This window comes from Pseudoalteromonas sp. T1lg24, assembly GCF_002964745.1.
Lineage (GTDB): Bacteria > Pseudomonadota > Gammaproteobacteria > Enterobacterales > Alteromonadaceae > Pseudoalteromonas > Pseudoalteromonas spongiae.
The window spans coordinates 751,513-766,081 of the sequence record NZ_PQCB01000006.1 but is presented as its reverse complement, the minus strand read 5'-3'; the positions used below and the strand labels follow the sequence as shown (position 1 = coordinate 766,081).

Genomic DNA, 14,569 nt, shown 5'->3' with positions numbered 1-14,569 from the left:
TAAGCCTAAAGGTTAAAAGATTAAAACAGTGCTTTAATTGGTTTAGTGTAATCATCGGCATTACGTGTCATATAATGACCTGATGCAACCTGAATTGTCGTTCCGTCAAGCTTAAAGCTACTTCTGTAATCGCTAAATTTAGGTAAAGGCTGAACAACTACCTTAGTCAGTTTAGCCAGTTCTTCTTTGTAGTCAGCATCGCTGTTACAAATTTTACCAAGAGCTTCAATTACACTCGCCGTGCGATCACCAGCATGGCTTAGCACCCATTGCTCTTGATAGCGCTTTTCTTTAAGAGTTGTCTCGTTTTCGGCGATCATTATGTTGAATTTTTCCCAGTCAATAGTGACATCTAGCTGACTATTACCACATGCTTGCTTAGTCGTAACGATTTGCTCTGCTACTTTTGCATCTGCCGCACGCATTGCTTTTTTTTCTTTTACGCCAGCAACAGCACCCGTTGATAATTTTGCTAGTACGATTGCTGTAATTAATGTCGGTTTCATTTTCTTTCCTTGTTTTTGGGGTTATAAAATATTTAAGATTGTGTCATAGCTGGACGCAAACACATTTGGTACGGAGCTATTCAAACCAATGTAAAGAGTCGCTCCATTCAGTTTAATATCGGCGGTCCCTGCTTTTTTAGAGAGCGATAGTTTGATGGTTGAGATTTCATTAACAGCGGCTAAATAATCATCATCAATTTCACAGATTTTACTTAGTGACGTGAGGTAAGAACCCAGCATTCCTGGAGTGGTTTTTTGCTGAGCTTGCTCGAATTGCGGCCAATCAATTTCGATAGTAATTGGCTGGTTACATTTTTTAATCAATACTTCTTTGGCGTTTTCAATATGCTTAATTGTTGAAACTTTGCTTTCGGTTAAACCTTGTAACTCTTTATATTTTTCTATTAGCTTAGTTACATTCCGTTCTTCAGCATAGCCAGAAAAAGTCACTTTAGAGTTTGCTATGCCTGTTAGTTTAACGGTTTGATACGGAACATAAGTGCCGGAAATTAACGTACTCCCGCCTTCATTAATTAAATTAATATAGCCTGTTCCAAGTTGTTTAAAATGGAATAGCTCACCGATGTCATTCTTTTGTTTTTTGTAAAGCAGGGTTTGCCCATCGTAACCGCTATTAAAGCCTGCAAAGTTAATGTAATAGTGCTCGGGGTTTTCTGCTGGTGCAACGATAATTTCCCCATAATGCTCTGCTTTTATTGCGTGATAAACCTTTGCCGGCTTTGAAGCGAATACTGCGGATGAAAGCAATAAGGTTGTAATTAAAAGTGGGGGCTTCATTTTATGTTCCTGTTAACTGAGCTCTAGTGGTAGAGAAATGAGCATCAAGGAACAGATTAACTGGCTATGAGAAATTGGAGCACTAAAACATGCCCAAGCGCGCAGTGAGGTGTGTTATATCAGTCCATTGATACAAAAATAATATGAGTGTTTCTGTCTATTCCTAAGTAAAAGAAACATCTATTGTGCGCGCTATAGCAACAAAAAATACCCTCACAGTCAATAACGATTTTGAGAACCAAGGGATAGAAAGAGTTACAGTCAGCAAAAAATGTAATTCTGTAGCTTACTTTAATACTGTAATTTCGCCGGATTAAATCAGGTTATTTTTAATATATCTTTATATCAACAAACAACAACAACCTTTAGTTTTACTATTTAATTGAAAATTTGCCATTTAAGGTAAGACAAAGCTTGTGTTTTGCATGACAAAAAAATAGCATAAAGCATTAGGGCAAGTGCCCTTACGATAAAAACGAAAACAAGAAAACCAAAAATCGGCCGTTTTGGGAATAATTATATGCGACTAGCACCTTTGTCATTGGTGATCTCGCTTAGCCTATTTACATGGCAAGCGCATGGACAAGACACTAATACAGTATCAAGCATTCAAGCTGAAATAGATATTAAGCAGTCTGAATTCAAAGAGTTATCTGGTGTTTTAGATAAACATCTAAAACAAGAAAAACAATTGCAAGAGCAATTGGAATTACTTCGTTCACGTTCTATTTCGCTAGAGAAAGAACGCAACCAATCATTAGACGCGATGAATGATTTGTATCGCCGTTTAATTGAAGACCCAACATTGGATATTAGTGCGGCGCAAACGCGCTACCAAAAAGCGATTGCGGATCTAAAGCAAAATAAAGATGATATAGACCTACAGCTTGTAGCGATTTCATCTCATCGCAAAGATATTGAAGCAATCCGCGTTTCAAAACATACCTTAGTTAACACCCTCGAAAGCTTAAAGCAGCAAAAAAATACCGCACGTGTTGAGCGTTTACGTAATGAGTTTACCCGTGAAGGCACTGTTGAAGTGAATCACACAGTAAACTGTAAGCGCACAGAAACGCTGGCGGCGTGTGAGCAACGTGGTCAATCACAAGGTTTACAAAAAGCCACAAAACGCTTTATGGACCAAATTTTTGCCAATATTACCGAGCAGAGAGTGGTTGAACCAAAGCGCAATATGTCAGGTGCGCAGGTTCAAGTACTAAGCAGTCATGTGGTTAACAGCTCATTTAGCGGGCAAGGTAATTACAATACCAACCTAAGCGTAACCATGCGCGGAGAAGTAAACGCCAGCCGTTTATGTAACTTGCTTAATCTAGATAACAGCTTCTGTTCTGATTATGGCTCAGCAATTCCTAATGTGTATCAGCCAGTTATAAGTGCAAGCTACGATGAACCAGTAGTGCGTTTTAAAGATAATAAAAGCGCACCCTCATCAGCAAGCATGGTAACTAACCGTGATACGGTAGAGGTAAATACGCCAAAAAAGGAGCGATTGTTCCAGCTCACATTGCGCTCTAACGTGCGCGATGATGAAGTGTTTATTAATGGTGTAAGCTACGGCTCAACTCGTTTAGATGTGTCATTGCCATCAGGTAGCTATGACATTGAAATTCGCAAACAAGGTTATCAAACCTATACGCGAAATATTAATTTAAAACGCTCGCAAACATTACGCGCAAATTTAAGAAAAGAGACGATTACCCAGTCTAACTATAATCAAACGCGCACTCGCCAAACAACGACTACACCAAGCCTTTCAACTCGCAGCACGATTGCAAATTCAGCTGGCATGATTGTGATCCCAGCAGGCGAGTTTGAAATGGGTGATTTAACCGGTAACGGTTTAGCAAACGAGCAACCTATTGTTAAAAAGATTCTGAGTGATTCGTACGCGATGAACGAGAAAGAAGTAACAGTAGGCGAATACAACGAATTTGTTGCCGATACTGCTTATAAAACAGAAGCAGAAAGTGGCCAAGGCTGTGCTTACTATTTAAATGGTGAGCCAGTGTGGGAAGCGTCGCTTAATTGGCAAAACCCAGGCTACGAGCAAAAAGATAATTTTCCAGTTGTGTGCTTAACTTACTCAGATGCTAAAGCGTATGCTGATTGGTTAAGTGAGAAAACAGGCAACGAATATCGCCTGCCAACTGAGGTGGAGTGGGAATATGCGGCACGTGCCGGCACAAAAACCGATTACCCTTGGGGTAATGATATTGGCAATAACTTAGCTAATTGTGGTTGGTGTGGTAGTGAGTGGTCAAATCAGAGCCCCGCACCTGTAGGGTCGTTTAGCGCTAACCGTTTTGGCGTTTATGACACCGTTGGTAATGTGTGGGAGTGGACCCAAAAAACGGCTGGTCGTTCTGATGTTGCGATTCGTGGCGGTGCATGGAATTTTGCACCTACCTTAGCGCGTGCGTCGACACGCCTAATTTTAGCAACGGATTTTCGTGCTAATTACATCGGTTTTCGTCTAGTGCGCGAGCGCTAGACACTTTATATTTATTATTTGAGCGTTTAGTTATTCGATTAAAAATAAAACTGAGCCTCATACGTTACAAGGATACCCCAGTTCCATGTTTAAAAAATTACGTGGTCTTTTTTCTAACGATTTATCAATCGATCTCGGAACTGCCAATACACTTATCTATGTGAAAGATCAGGGCATTGTTTTAAATGAACCATCGGTTGTGGCAATTCGCCACGACAAACCAGGTGGCCCTAAAAGTGTTGCATCAGTAGGTCAAGAAGCAAAACAAATGCTTGGCCGTACACCTGGTAATATCAAAGCAATTCGCCCAATGAAAGACGGCGTTATTGCCGACTTTTACGTAACCGAAAAAATGTTACAGCACTTTATTAAACAAGTGCACAACAATAACTTCTTACGTCCAAGTCCACGTGTTTTAGTGTGTGTACCGTGTGGTGCAACACAAGTTGAAAAACGTGCGATTCGTGAATCAGCAATGGGTGCAGGTGCGCGCGAAGTTTACCTAATTGAAGAACCAATGGCCGCTGCGATTGGTGCTGGTTTACCGGTATCTGAAGCAACTGGTTCAATGGTTGTTGATATTGGTGGTGGTACAACTGAAGTCGCTATTATCTCTTTAAACGGTATTGTTTACTCATCATCAGTTCGCATTGGTGGTGATAAGTTCGATGAAGCAATTATTAACTATGTACGTCGTAATTTCGGTAGTTTAATTGGTGAAGCAACTGCTGAGCGCATTAAACATGAAATTGGTTCTGCATTTAATGGCGAAGAAGTAAAAGAAATTGAAGTACGTGGTCGCAATCTTGCTGAAGGTGTGCCGCGCTCATTCACGCTAAATTCAAGTGAAATTCTAGAAGCACTGCAAGAACCGTTACAAGGTATTGTAAGTGCGGTAATGGTTGCGTTAGAGCAATCACCGCCTGAGCTGGCTTCCGATATTTCAGCACACGGTATGGTATTAACCGGTGGTGGTGCATTGCTAAAAGATCTTGACCGTTTATTGATGGAAGAGACGGGCATTCCGGTTGTTGTTGCGGAAGATCCATTAACCTGCGTAGCGCGTGGCGGTGGTAAAGCACTTGAAATGATTGATATGCATGGTGGTGATGTATTTAGCTACGATTAAGTAGCTAAATACACTTGTTTTACTGCTCTTTGAGGGCGCAATGAATTTAATTTTTGGTAGAAATACCTCGTTGCAATTACGTTTGGTAATTGCCATCGTATTGAGTGTGGTGCTGATTATCGGCGATCGCTACACGGATGGCGGTTCCAAAGTAAGGGCTAGCTTAAACACCATAGTTAGCCCTTTGTTTTACCTTGCAAACCTCCCTTATGAAATGTTCCGCGAAGGCAGTAAAAACCTTTCTTCTCACCAGCGTTTAATGGTTGAGAACGATGCCTTACGCGAAGCGCAATTGGTGCAAAATCAAAAATTGCAGCAATATGAGTTCTTACAGCTCGAAAACCAAAAGCTAAGAGCCTTGCTCGGTTCTTCAAATAAGCTTGAAGAACGTAAGTTGGTTGCTCAGGTTTTATCAGTTCATTCCAACCCGTACAGCCATCAGGTGTTAATTAATCGCGGTTTACTTGATGATGTAAAAGAAAGCCTTGCAGTGATTGATGACAAAGGCATTGTTGGTCAAGTCACTCAGGTTGGCAGCACAACGAGTCGAGTGTTATTAATCACCGATACACAACACGCTACGCCTGTGCGTGTATTGCGCAATAATGTGCGTACTGTGGTGGAAGGTATTGGTAAAATTGATCAGCTTAAACTATCTCATGTGCCGCATAGCATGGATATTCGTATTGGCGATGTGCTGGTAAGTTCGGGTTTGGGCGGCGTGTTTCCTGAAGGTTATCCGGTTGCCACTGTCACGAGTATTAATCGTAACGAGGGTAGGCCTTTTTCTGAAGTCTATGCCAGTCCAATTGCCGAGCTCGACCGCATTCGTTTGCTGATTTTGCTTTGGCGCAACGAGGTAGCCAATGACTAGGCATTTAGGATTTATTTTACTCTCGGTATTTGTCTCTTTAGTACTTGCATTAATGCCATTGCCAATTGCATTTGAAATGTATCGCCCTGACTTAGTGTTGTTGGTAATTATGTATTGGTCTATCGCCTTACCCCATAGGGTAAACATAGGCTTTGCTTGGATGGCCGGCTTGATTATTGACTTAGCGCTTGGATCTCCACTTGGTGTGCGATCACTTACTTACTCAATAGTGATTTATATTACGGCGAGTAATTACCAGAAAATTCGTAATTTTAGTGTTTGGCAGCAAGCGATGTTAGTGGCGTTGTTTTTAGCGCTTTATTATCTTTTGGTGTTTTGGCTGAATCACTTTTTACTCGATATTTATTTTTTACCACAATATTTATGGCCGGTATTAACGGGCGCATTGGCGTGGCCATGGTTGTTTTTACTGCTAAGAAAATATCGACGTCACTTTAGGATACGCTAATTTTGACTAAAATTTATTTAGCGTCTGCTTCTCCCAGACGCAAACAATTGCTTGCTCAACTGAATGTTGAGTTTGAACAGTTCGCAACAGATATTGATGAAACACAACAAACAGGCGAGTCAGCTGAACAGTTTGTTTGTCGCCTTGCTGAAGAAAAAGCGTTAGCAGGTGTTGAAATAGCTGCTCATAATTACCCTGTACTGGGTTCTGACACTGTCGTGGTATTAAACGACAAGGTATTGGGTAAGCCAGCAGATTTGGCAGATGCAATTGCAACCCTTTCGTCATTGTCAGGTCAAACCCATCAAGTGATGACCGCCATTGCATTTGCTAATCAGCAAGGGGTAATGTCGCAGTTAGTCGTTACTGACGTTACATTTAAACAGTTGTCACAACAAGAAATTAACGATTATTGCGCAACAAACGAGCCATTTGATAAAGCAGGAAGCTACGGTATTCAAGGCGGGGCAGGTAGATTTGTTACTAAGCTTAATGGCAGTTACTTTGCTGTTATGGGATTGCCACTGTATGAAACCGAGCAATTATTAGCGCAATTTTTAAAGGAATTTGCATGAGCTCAGAGTTATTAATTAACGTCACACCTAGTGAAAGTCGCGTTGCATTAATTGAAAACGGCGTGCTGCAAGAAGTGCAGCTAGAGCGTGAAGGCAATCTTGGTATTGTCGGCAATATTTATCTTGGCAAAGTGAGCCGCGTGTTGCCGGGTATGCAAGCTGCGTTTGTTGATATTGGCCTTGAAAAAGCCGCGTTTTTACACGCATCTGATATTGTAAATAGCACCTCCATTGCCGAAGGTGTGGATGATCAGCCAATCAAAAAAGTTCAGGATATTCGAGAACTAGTGAGGCAGGGTCAGTTTATTATGGTGCAAGTGGTTAAAGATCCACTGGGCACTAAAGGTGCGCGCTTAACAACAGATATCACTATTCCATCGCGTTATTTAGTATTTATGCCAGATGCCACCCATGTTGGTGTATCACAGCGTATTGAAAGTGAAGAAGAGCGCGAGCGCTTAAAAAAGATCGTTGCACCATTTCATGATCAGGAAGGTGGCTTTATTGTGCGCACTGCAGCTGAAGGCGCAACCGAAGCTGAATTAGAGCACGATGCTAAATTCTTAAAAAAATTGTGGCACAAAATAGCAAAAAAACGCAAAAAAACGCGTAAAGAGTCGATTCTACACGAAGACTTAACACTTGCTTTTCGCACACTGCGTGATTATGTCGGTGAAGATATGGAGCGTATTCGTGTTGATTCAAAGCTCACTTATCAGCAGCTCACTGCGTTTACCGAAGAGTTTGTGCCAGAGCTTGCCAAAGCATTGGAATATTACCCAGGTGAACGCCCAATTTTTGATTTGTTTAGCGTTGAACATGAAATTCAACGAGCTCTTGAACGTAAGGTTGAGCTTAAATCGGGTGGTTACTTAATATTTGACCAAACCGAAGCAATGACAACGGTGGATGTTAACACCGGTGCGTTTGTTGGCCATCGCAACCTTGAAGAAACCATCTTTAATACCAATATTGAAGCAACTCAAGCGATTGCTCGTCAGCTACGTTTGCGTAATTTAGGCGGCATTATCATTATCGACTTTATTGATATGGCCAGTGCCGAGCATAAACGTCGTGTGCTTCATTGCTTAGAAGTTGCTATGGCGCCAGATCGTGCCAAAACCAATATCAACGGCTTTTCAGCACTTGGCTTAGTAGAAATGACGCGTAAGCGTACGCGAGAGAGTTTAGAGCATATTCTGTGTGGCGAGTGCCCAGTGTGTAAAGGGCGAGGCGCACTTAAAACAGTTGAAACTGTTTGCTATGAAATTTTACGTGAAATTGTGCGTGTTAATCGTGCTTACGATGCGACTAAATTTGTTGTTTACGCTTCGCCAGCTGTGAGCGAGGCACTGATAAATGATGAGTATCACAACTTAGCTGAACTTGAACTTTTTATTAAGAAACAAGTCAGTATTCAAACGGAAAGCTTGTATAATCAAGAGCAGTTTGATGTGGTGATGATGTAGTGCAAAAAGTAAGGCACACCTGTTTTTGGTGTTTACGTAAAGTTTGGCAAATATTCGCGATCAGCCTTGTGCTGGTCGCTGTGCTTGTGTCGTTGCTAAAATATAGCCTGCCCTATGCCAATGATTACAAAGCTGAAATTGAAGCACTGATTACCGAACAAGTTGGCACTAATATCGCTATTGGTTCTATTTCTGCTGGTTGGGAGCACACAGGCCCCGCATTGGTACTTAATCAGGTATCGTTCGGCAAAAACCAGCCACTAGCTCTTGGACTCTATGTTGAACAATCGCGTTTGCATGTTAATGTGTGGCAATCTGTGCTGCAGCGCAGGTTAGTATCAAATTATTTTGTGTTGTCAGGGCTTAATGCCAAAGTTGATTTAACCCAGCCTTTCCCAAGCAGTGATGAAAGCACCGACGGTGCTAATTTAATCGATGTACTCGAAACCTTATTTTTAGCGCAAAGCGGTCACTTTGCTGTAGAAGATAGCCAATTTTTAGTTAACACCAAGCGCAATGAAAAGCGCGTTATTGCGATTGAGCGTGTAACTTGGCAAAACCGTAACAATCAGCATCAAGGCGTAGGTTACATCACCTTGCCGGGTATTTCTGATAATCGATTAGAGATTATTCTCGATTTATACGGTGAACATTTCTCTGAATCGTTTGGTTCTTTATTTGTTGAAAGTAAGCAGCTAAATGCGAGCAGTTGGTTGCGAGATGTGCTTTCGGATGATGTGACCCAAGTTAAAAGCGATATTAACTTTAAAGCATGGGCGCGATTTAAAGAGTTTAAAGTTGAAAACATTCAACTAGATTGGCAACCAAGCGAGATTAGCTGGCAACAAGAAAACGAAAGAGAGTCGTTACAAATCAATGCAGGTACGTTAAGAGTGCGACCGCACAACGATGGTTGGCGATTTGAAACGTCTGAACTTGATATTGGTGCTAATCAAAATCAATGGCCAAGCTTTGGTGGTAAAATTGACTACAACAATGGCCGTATTACGACGCAATGGCGTGACTTTCCACTGGCATTATTAAGTGATGTAGCGCCTTTGCTCCCATTTGAGCAAACTAAAATTGTTGAACAGCTATTGCTAAAAGGCTCAGTTTCAGACCTTTATGTGCAATATCACAACTCAGAAGATTATTTCTTTACTACCTCAGTGCGCGATTTGTCATGGCAGCACTATAACGGCATTCCTGGGGTGCAAAACTTATCGCTCACGCTGGTAGGTGATCAGTCAGCAGCTAAGTTGTCAGTTCAAGGTAATGAAGACTACATCATGACAGGCGAGCTGTTTACGCGTGCTATTCCGTACAAGCAGTTAACCATTAACCTTGATTTTCTTAAACAAGCGCAAGGCTGGAGACTCGAAAGTGACACTATTTGGTTAGATAATGATGAGCTGACCTTCGCCGCAGAGTTTTCTCTTAATTTATTTGAGCAAAGCGAACTTAGTTTATATGCAGAGATGCAGGGGCCAGAAGTACTTAAAGCGCGTCATTATTTTCCACGCGGTTATATGCCGCAGGGCACAATTGATTACCTCAATCGCTCACTGCGAGGCGGTAAAATAGATATGGCAAAAGTGTTGTGGCAAGGCAAATTAAGCGACTTCCCATATCAAGAGCACAACGGCCGCTTTTTAGTTGACGCTAAAGTGACCGACGCAACATTTAACTTTAATCAATCGTGGCCAGATATTACTAACCTTGAAGCTGATTTAATTTTTTCAAATGAACGCATGGACATTGTGTCGCAGCAAGGTGTACTTGCTGGATTGCAGTTAGGTAACGGTGTTGTTGTTAGTATTGACGACTTATCACACGCAAGTACGCTAAATGTTGATATTGAAACACAGCAAAAAGCACAAGAATTACAGCCTTTCTTTGCAGCCACACCACTAAAAGACTCTATTGGTGCGGTACTTGAAACCGTGCAAGGGCAGGGTAAGGTAATTGGTAGAACACGCATTCAAGTACCGTTAAGTAAAGGCGAAGTGAGCGTTAGCGGTTCTGTTGACCTTAAAAACACCCCGATTTTTATTGCAAAGCCGGGTATTCCTTTCGATAAGGTTACTGGTACTTTAACCTTTAACAACAGCGATATTCAGCTCAAAAATGCGACGGCTAGTTGGCTCGATATGCCGTTTAAGTTTAATTTGCAAGGCAAGCAGCAGGGCGAAAACTACGACCTGTCAGTGACAGGTGATGCCAGCTGGCAAGTGAGTGACATTGTTAAGCATACGCAAGGCATTATGAGTGGTTACATGAGTGGTGTTGTGCCGTTTGATATTGCGTTTAATATGCAGCTAAAGCCGCAAGGGTTTAATTATACTGCCAGTGCATCGTCAGATTTAATTGGCTTAAGTACAGCATTACCAACGCCATACAGTAAAAAGCGTGATCAAGTATGGCCACTTACCTTAAATGTAAGAGGCGATGAAATCTCGAACTTGATCACCGCCAATATTAATCAGCAACTCTATTTTAATAGTATTGTTGATAATCGCTTGGGTAAGGTAAGTAATGCACACTTGATCGTCGGTGAAAATGACCTTGGTATTAACGCCAGTGGTTTCGATGTGACGGTAGCCCTTGCAAAAGCCGATATCGTGGAATGGATCCCGTTTATTGATCACTTGGTTGCTACACCAACCGAGTCGACTTCGGATAATCAAGTATTTCCTAAGTTAAAAGAAGTAAATGCCAATATCGATTATGCGACACTATCGGAAATTGAATTTAATGATCTTGAGATAAACCTTAGCGCATTAGCGCAGTCTACCCAGCTGAAAATTAATGGTAAAGAAGTACGCGCAGAAGTGAGTATTCCACGTATTCTTGCGCAGCGACCTGTGTTTATTGAAGCGGATTATTTACGGCTTAACTTTAAACCTGAAGAAACAGAGCCACAACCTAGTGTTAGTTTAAAGCCAATTGATGACTTTGGTAGCCCACAAGACAATGAATGGTTAACCCATTTACCGGCGATTCGATTTAACTGTGCCGATTGTAAAGTGGATAGCTATCAGTTAGATAAGCTTGCGCTCGATTTAGATCCGGCTGACAACGGTTTGCTGATCAGTAAGTTGACTGTCGATAAAGGTAAGCACTTATTTATCGGTGAAGGCAGCTGGCAAAAGCAAAAAACTAACTTAAGCGGTAAACTAGTAAGTAAGGATATCGGTGAGCTAACCGACGAATTCGATCTCACCAGCTCAATTAAAGAATCTAACGCCGAAATTGATATTGATTTGTACTGGTATGGTACGCCTTATCAGTTTAATACGCAGTCGCTTTCTGGTGATTTAAAGTGGCGCTTAGGCGATGGCTATATTACCGATATTAGCGATGGCGGGGCACGTGTATTTTCATTGTTAAGCTTAGATTCGTTAGTGCGTAAGTTAAAGCTGGATTTTCGAGATGTATTTGCCAAAGGATTTTTCTACAACAGCATGCAAGGCAGTATGCAGGTTGATAAGGGCGTGGCGTATACCAAAGATACTGAGCTAAATGGTGTGCCTGCAGATTTAACCATTAAAGGTTATGCAGACCTCAATACGCAAAAAATTGATTACACCATGTGGGTTGCGCCAGAGGTGACTTCAAGCATTCCAGTAATTGTTGCATGGATGGTAAACCCAGTAACAGGTTTAGCTGCACTCGCGATAGATAAAGTACTGCATTCAGCGCGCGTTATTTCTGAAATTGAATACACCATTACCGGCACCTTTGAGCAACCAGTTGTTACAGAAAAAGGCAAGAAGAGCCGTGAAATTGAAATTCCACAATCGACTTTGCCTGGTACACCCAAACAAGATGTGTTGCCAGCTGAAAAGAAAATAGTGCCGCTAAGTGATGCAACTATGCCAAATGAGCAATCTAAAGTTGATAAAACAGAAGGTCAAAATCAATGATTGTTGTTTTGCAATGGACGGTAAGCGCTAAACCACGTAGCAACTTGGATTATTTGCGCCAGCAGTTAATTGCCTTGCGCGACGAGCATGTAAATGATCCTTTGCTGGTTTGTTTGCCAGAAGGGTTTGCTTGTTTTGATGCCAAAGCCCATGACTTAATGGCGTTTGCCAATAATAGTGTGCCATTTATTGATGAAGTATGTCAGCTGGCAAAACAGTTTAACGTTTGGATAAGCGCCGGCACTATCCCAATCGCCGAAGGGACAAAATATTACGCAGCCTCTTTAATGGTTAACCAGTTAGGTGAAGTGGTTGCACGCTATAACAAAATCCATTTATTCGATGTAGATGTTGATGATGCAAAGCAAATTATCGTGAATCTAACACCACAATCGCCGGCAAAGACTTAGTCGTAGTTGACACACCGTTTGGTAAAATCGGCTTAACGGTTTGTTATGATATGCGTTTTCCGGGCTTGTTTGGCGCACTTAGAGCTTTAGGTGCAGAGATTATTTTAGTGCCATCGGCATTTACCGTACCTACTGGCAAAGCACATTGGCTGCCGTTGCTACAAGCGCGAGCGATTGAAAATCAAGTATACCTAGTTGCTGCTGCTACCACAGGCACACATGACAATGGCAGACAAACGTATGGCCATAGCGTGATTATCTCACCTTGGGGTGAGATAGAGGCGATGTTAGGTGATGAAGCTAACAATATCGTATACTTACCCAATATGGATAAATTGACAGACGTAAGGCAAAAAATGCCACTGTTGTCACATAACCAATTTAATTATGAGTTTAAACATGAGCAATAACGTAGAACAGCATTTACTAGCGCAAAGCGGCCTTTCACGCCAAGATTTGCTCGATAGTTTGTCTTTAATTCAAGAACACCAAATTGATTATGCTGATCTGTATTTTCAATCAAGTCATCATGAATCTTGGGTACTCGAAGACGGCATTGTTAAAGATGGTAGCTACAACATTGAGCGTGGGGTTGGTGTAAGAGCTGTATCTGGTGAAAAGACTGGTTTCTCGTATTCTGATGCAATTAATAAAAATGCTATTACACAGGCGGCTTTGGCAGCACGAAGTGTTGCTGATAAAAATAGTGCAGCCCTAAGCACCAGCAAAATCCAGGTAGTGGAGCTTGATAAGAATATTATTCAGCCGATTATGCCAATTAGCAGCTTAACGGATGGCGAAAAAATTGATTTGTTAAAACAAATTGATGCGTACATCCGCAAAATTGCGCCAAATGCATCGCAAGTTGTGTGTTCAATGGCAGCGGTTTATGAAGAGGTGCTTATTGCCGCGAGTGACGGCACATTTGCAACAGATGTGCGCCCGCTTATTCGTTTAAACGCATCGGTACTACTTGAGCAAGATGGCAAGCGTGAGCGTGGCAGTGCTGGTGGCGGTGCGCGTTTAGATTATGGTTATTTTTATGAAATGGTTGATGGCAAACCACGTTGGATGACTTATGCCGACGAAGCAGTGCGTTTAGCAAATGTTAACCTTGCCGCAATTGAAGCGCCTGCGGGCACTATGCCTGTGGTACTCGGTGGTGGCTGGCCTGGTGTGCTGCTACACGAAGCCGTAGGTCATGGCTTAGAGGGCGATTTTAACCGTAAAGGGTCTTCGGCCTTCAGTGGTAAAGTAGGCCAGCAAGTGGCTTCTAGCTTATGTACTGTGGTTGATGACGGTACACTGGACAACCGCCGTGGTTCATTAAACGTTGATGATGAAGGTGTTGCTGCGGGTTACAACGTGCTGATTGAAAACGGTGTGCTGAAAGGGTATATGCAAGATAAGCTTAATGCGCGTTTAATGGGCGTAGCGCCTACAGGTAACGGTCGCCGCGAATCATATGCTCATTTACCTATGCCGCGTATGACGAATACGTACATGCTAGCGGGTGAAAGTACGCAACAAGAAATTTTAGAAAGTGTTGAAAACGGTATTTTCGCGACGAACTTTGCAGGTGGTCAAGTTGATATTACATCAGGCAAGTTTGTGTTCTCTGCATCAGAAGCGTATTTGATTAAAGATGGTAAAGTAACGCAACCAATCAAAGGGGCTACCCTAATTGGTAACGGCCCAGACGTAATGCATAAAATTTCAATGGTAGGTAATGACTTATCACTTGATAATGGCGTTGGCGTGTGCGGCAAAGATGGTCAAAGTGTGCCAGTTGGCGTGGGTCAGCCAAGTCTTAAAATTGATGAACTTACAGTTGGCGGTACAGCTGCTTAAATTGTTACACTGATTTTAGAAAACAAAAAACGCTGCAATTGCAGCGTTTT

Annotated in this window: 10 protein-coding genes and 1 pseudogene; 9 read left to right on the top strand and 2 right to left on the bottom strand. The window is 42.0% G+C overall.

Going from position 1 to position 14,569, the window contains the following annotated elements:
* Positions 1-20 precede the first annotated feature (20 nt).
* Positions 21-506, bottom strand: coding sequence for a hypothetical protein (locus C2M30_RS06550; RefSeq protein ID WP_105171082.1), 486 nt, complete (start codon positions 504-506; stop codon positions 21-23).
* Positions 507-527: 21 nt separating this feature from the next.
* Positions 528-1,304 carry a hypothetical protein gene (locus C2M30_RS06545; protein ID WP_105171081.1) on the bottom strand — a complete coding sequence of 259 codons (777 nt, stop codon included), beginning with the start codon at positions 1,302-1,304 and terminating at the stop codon, positions 528-530.
* A 520-nt stretch (positions 1,305-1,824) separates the two neighbouring features.
* On the opposite strand from C2M30_RS06545, the gene C2M30_RS06540 reads away from it, so the two are divergent.
* From C2M30_RS06540 to tldD, 9 genes and pseudogenes are all read left to right on the top strand, one after another.
* On the top strand, positions 1,825-3,816 hold the full coding sequence (locus C2M30_RS06540; protein WP_105171080.1) for an SUMF1/EgtB/PvdO family nonheme iron enzyme: 1,992 nt from the start codon (positions 1,825-1,827) through the stop codon (positions 3,814-3,816).
* An 85-nt stretch (positions 3,817-3,901) separates the two neighbouring features.
* Entirely contained in the window at positions 3,902-4,945 is a 1,044-nt protein-coding gene (locus C2M30_RS06535; protein WP_010561191.1) for a rod shape-determining protein, read from the top strand.
* Between the two features lie 40 nt (positions 4,946-4,985).
* Positions 4,986-5,819 (top strand): rod shape-determining protein MreC, encoded by an 834-nt coding sequence (mreC, locus tag C2M30_RS06530; protein ID WP_054978937.1) that lies wholly within the window; start codon positions 4,986-4,988, stop codon positions 5,817-5,819.
* A complete protein-coding gene (gene mreD / locus C2M30_RS06525) occupies positions 5,812-6,288 on the top strand; it encodes a rod shape-determining protein MreD (RefSeq protein WP_010561189.1) in 477 nt (158 codons plus the stop codon). The genes mreC and mreD overlap by 8 nt, the downstream gene beginning before the upstream one ends.
* Entirely contained in the window at positions 6,288-6,863 is a 576-nt protein-coding gene (locus C2M30_RS06520) for a Maf family protein (RefSeq protein ID WP_325050740.1), read from the top strand. Before mreD ends, C2M30_RS06520 begins: the two co-directional genes overlap by 1 nt.
* Entirely contained in the window at positions 6,860-8,332 is a 1,473-nt protein-coding gene (gene rng / locus C2M30_RS06515) for a ribonuclease G (protein WP_010561187.1), read from the top strand. Before C2M30_RS06520 ends, rng begins: the two co-directional genes overlap by 4 nt.
* A complete protein-coding gene (locus C2M30_RS06510; protein ID WP_105171078.1) occupies positions 8,332-12,258 on the top strand; it encodes a YhdP family protein in 3,927 nt (1,308 codons plus the stop codon). Before rng ends, C2M30_RS06510 begins: the two co-directional genes overlap by 1 nt.
* Positions 12,255-13,078 (top strand): annotated as a pseudogene (locus tag C2M30_RS22120) (carbon-nitrogen hydrolase family protein). Before C2M30_RS06510 ends, C2M30_RS22120 begins: the two are co-directional and overlap by 4 nt.
* Positions 13,068-14,519 carry a metalloprotease TldD gene (tldD, locus tag C2M30_RS06500; protein ID WP_105171158.1) on the top strand — a complete coding sequence of 484 codons (1,452 nt, stop codon included), beginning with the start codon at positions 13,068-13,070 and terminating at the stop codon, positions 14,517-14,519. The pseudogene C2M30_RS22120 and the gene tldD overlap by 11 nt, the downstream one beginning before the upstream one ends.
* Positions 14,520-14,569 lie beyond the last annotated feature (50 nt).

Coding starts and splice junctions, on each gene's coding strand:
- mreD (WP_010561189.1), top strand. CDS start 5,812: ATGACTAGGCATTTAGGATTTATTTTACTCTCGGTATTTGTCTCTTTA.
- C2M30_RS06550 (WP_105171082.1), bottom strand. CDS start 506: ATGAAACCGACATTAATTACAGCAATCGTACTAGCAAAATTATCAACG.
- C2M30_RS06540 (WP_105171080.1), top strand. CDS start 1,825: ATGCGACTAGCACCTTTGTCATTGGTGATCTCGCTTAGCCTATTTACA.
- C2M30_RS06535 (WP_010561191.1), top strand. CDS start 3,902: ATGTTTAAAAAATTACGTGGTCTTTTTTCTAACGATTTATCAATCGAT.
- rng (WP_010561187.1), top strand. CDS start 6,860: ATGAGCTCAGAGTTATTAATTAACGTCACACCTAGTGAAAGTCGCGTT.
- C2M30_RS06545 (WP_105171081.1), bottom strand. CDS start 1,304: ATGAAGCCCCCACTTTTAATTACAACCTTATTGCTTTCATCCGCAGTA.
- mreC (WP_054978937.1), top strand. CDS start 4,986: ATGAATTTAATTTTTGGTAGAAATACCTCGTTGCAATTACGTTTGGTA.
- tldD (WP_105171158.1), top strand. CDS start 13,068: ATGAGCAATAACGTAGAACAGCATTTACTAGCGCAAAGCGGCCTTTCA.